This is a genomic window from Micropruina sp. (genome assembly GCF_027492755.1).
Taxonomy (GTDB): domain Bacteria; phylum Actinomycetota; class Actinomycetes; order Propionibacteriales; family Propionibacteriaceae; genus Micropruina.
In genome coordinates this window covers 2,546-5,543 of sequence record NZ_JAPUED010000221.1, presented here as the reverse complement: position 1 = coordinate 5,543, position 2,998 = coordinate 2,546, and the positions used below count along the sequence as shown (strand labels likewise).

At 68.5% G+C, this 2,998-nt stretch carries 2 protein-coding genes; both read left to right on the top strand.

Annotated elements, in window-relative coordinates; translation table 11 throughout:
- Window positions 1-855: MFS transporter (locus Q0066_RS15395; RefSeq protein WP_298134560.1), on the top strand; the 855-nt coding region annotated here is incomplete at its 5' end.
- Between the two features lie 185 nt (window positions 856-1,040).
- Window positions 1,041-2,998, top strand: a 1,958-nt coding sequence (locus tag Q0066_RS15390) for a transketolase (RefSeq protein WP_298134557.1), incomplete at its 3' end; no start/stop codon positions are given.

Here is a 2,998-nt window from a genome sequence, read left to right as displayed (position 1 = left end):
TTCTGGGCGCTGGGCTGGATCCTGGCCGCGCTGATCGGCTACCTGGTCGTCCCCGCCTCGCCGGACGGCTGGCGCTGGGCACTGGCGGTCGGCATCGTGCCCACCATCTATGCCGCCGCCATCCGCTGGGGGTTGCCGGAGTCCGTCCGCTTCCTGGAGTCCAAGGGCCGCATCGCCGAGGCCGAGGACGCCGTCCGCAGCTTCGAGGAGTCGGCCGGCGTCGCGCCCGTCCCCAGCCCGGACGCCCCGGCGGCCACAGCCGAACCGGCCCACTCCATCTGGTCGCCCGCCTACCGGGTGCGGACCACCGCGCTGTGGGCGGTGTGGTTCTGCATCAACCTGTCCTACTACGGCGCCTTCATCTGGATCCCGACGCTGCTGGTGCAGCGCGGCTTCCCGCTGGTGCGCTCGTTCGAGTTCACCCTGATCATCACCCTCGCCCAGGTGCCCGGCTATGCGGTCGCCGCCTGGCTGATCGAGAAGTGGGGACGCCGGGCGACGCTGGCGGTCTTCCTGGCCGGCTCGGCCGTCGCGGCCGCCGCCTTCGGATTCGCCACCACCGAGACGATGATCATCGTCACCGGCTGTGCGCTGTCCTTCTTCAACCTGGGCGCCTGGGGTGCGCTGTACGCCGTCGGCCCGGAGATCTACCCGACCGGCGTCCGCGGCAAGGGCACCGGCGCGGCCGCCGCCTTCGGCCGGATCGCGTCGATGATCGCCCCGCTGAGCGTTCCGCTGCTGATGGGAGCGGGAGGCTCGGTGTTGGTCTTCGGCGTCTTCGGGGTGGCCTTCATGCTCGCAGCCGGAGCCTCGCTGGCGCTGCCCGAGCAGGCGGGACGCGCGCTGGAGTCCTGACCTCCGGCAGACTTCCCGCAGACGAGCCACCGCGTCCGTTCCGTGGCTACTCGCGTGACTTTCCACACAGAATGCGAGACTGCAGACGGCGACTCCCCAACCAGGTCAACAAGCCAATAGTGTGGGTGTGTTCGTTCTCCATCGTCTCCCGCGCAGTGAGGCGCGACATCTGAGAGGAATACTCAATGAGCAATCTGACGTGGACGGAGCAGGACGCGAAGGCCGTCGATATCGCTCGCGTTCTGGCTGCCGATGCCGTCGAGAAGGTCGGCAACGGTCACCCGGGCACGGCGGTTTCGCTGGCGCCGATCGCGTACCTGCTGTACGCGAAGCTGATGAAGTCGGATCCGTCCGATCCCCGTTGGCTGGGTCGTGACCGCTTCGTCATGTCTGCGGGTCACTCGTCGCTCACCCAGTACACCCAGCTGTACCTGAACGGTTTCGGCCTCGAACTCAATGACATCGAGAGCCTGCGCACCTGGGATTCGCTGACGCCGGGCCACCCCGAGTTCGGCCTGACCAAGGGCATTGAGTGCACCACGGGCCCGCTGGGTGCCGGTGTGGGCAACGCGGTCGGCTTCGCGATGAGCGCCCGCCGGTCCCGCGAGTTGTACGACCCGGAGGCCACTCCGGGTGAGTCGGTGTTCGATCACAACGTGTACTGCATCGCCGGCGACGGCTGCATGCAGGAGGGCGTCTCGGGTGAGGCGTCGTCGCTGGCCGCCACCCAGGATCTGGGCAACCTGTTCCTGATCTACGACGACAACCGGATCTCGATCGAGGGCGACACCAAGATCGCCTTCTCCGAGGACGTCCAGGCCCGTTACGCCGCGTACGGCTGGGACACCTACCACGTCGACTTCACCAACGGGTTCACCACCTACGAGGAGAAGGTCGCCGAGCTGTACGACATCCTCGAGCGGGCCAAGCAGATCACCGACAAGCCGCACTTCATCAAGGTGACCACGATCATCGGCTGGCCGCTGCCGAACAAGCAGGGCGATCACAGTGTGCACGGGTCCAAGCTGGGCGGCGCCGAGATCAGCGCGTTGAAGGCCAAGCTCGGTTTCGAGGACAAGCCGTTCGCCGTCGATACCGCGGTGGTGGACGCCACCCGGGCCAATGCCGCCGCTCGCGCCAAGGAACTGCGCGCCGAGTGGGATCCGCGGTTCGAGGCGTGGCGTGCGGCCAACCCGGCGAAGGCGGAGCTGCTCGACCGGGTGCTCGCCAAGGAGGCCCCGGCCGATCTGGACGCCGCGCTGCCGGTCTTCGAGCCGGGTTCGATGGCCACCCGTGCCGCGTCCGGCAAGGTGCTGTCGGCGCTGGCCGACGCGGTGCCCGAGCTGTGGGGCGGATCGGCCGACCTGGCCGGTTCGAACAACACCACGATGGCCGGGGTGAACTCGTTCATTCCCGCCGAGCGGTCCAGCCACGAGTTCACCGGTGCTCCCGGTGGCCGCACGCTGCACTTCGGCATCCGTGAGCACGCCATGGGCAACATCGCCAACGGCATCACCATGGACGGCCTGTCCCGGGTCTACTGCGCCACCTTCCTGGTGTTCTCCGACTACATGCGGACGACGCCGCGGCTGGCCGCGCTGTCGCATGTGCCGACCACGTTCGTCTGGACGCACGACTCGGTGGGTGTCGGCGAGGACGGCCCGACCCATCAGCCGATCGAGCACGTGATGAGCCTGCGGTTGATGCCGAACATCGACGTGGTGCGCCCCGGTGACGCCAACGAGACCGCGCACGCCTGGGCGCAGATCCTGCGCACCAAGAACCACCCGGCGGCGCTGATCCTGTCCCGGCAGAACGTGCCCACCCTGGACCGTTCCGAGGGTTCGGGCCTGGCCGGCGCCGAGAACACCGTATTGGGCGGCTACGTGCTCAAGGAGGCCTCCGCCGAGGCCAAGGTGGTCCTGGTCGGTACCGGTTCCGAGCTGCAGGTCGCGCTCGCCGCGGCCGAGAAGCTCGAAGCCGAGGGCATCCCCGCCCGGGTGGTGTCGCTGCCGTGTGTGGAGTGGTTCCATGCCCAGGACGCCGACTACCAGGAGCAGGTGCTGCCGGCCGGTACCCCGAAGGTGGTCGTCGAGGCGGGTGTGCCGGTGGGCTGGAAGGACCTGCTCGGCGGCAACACCGA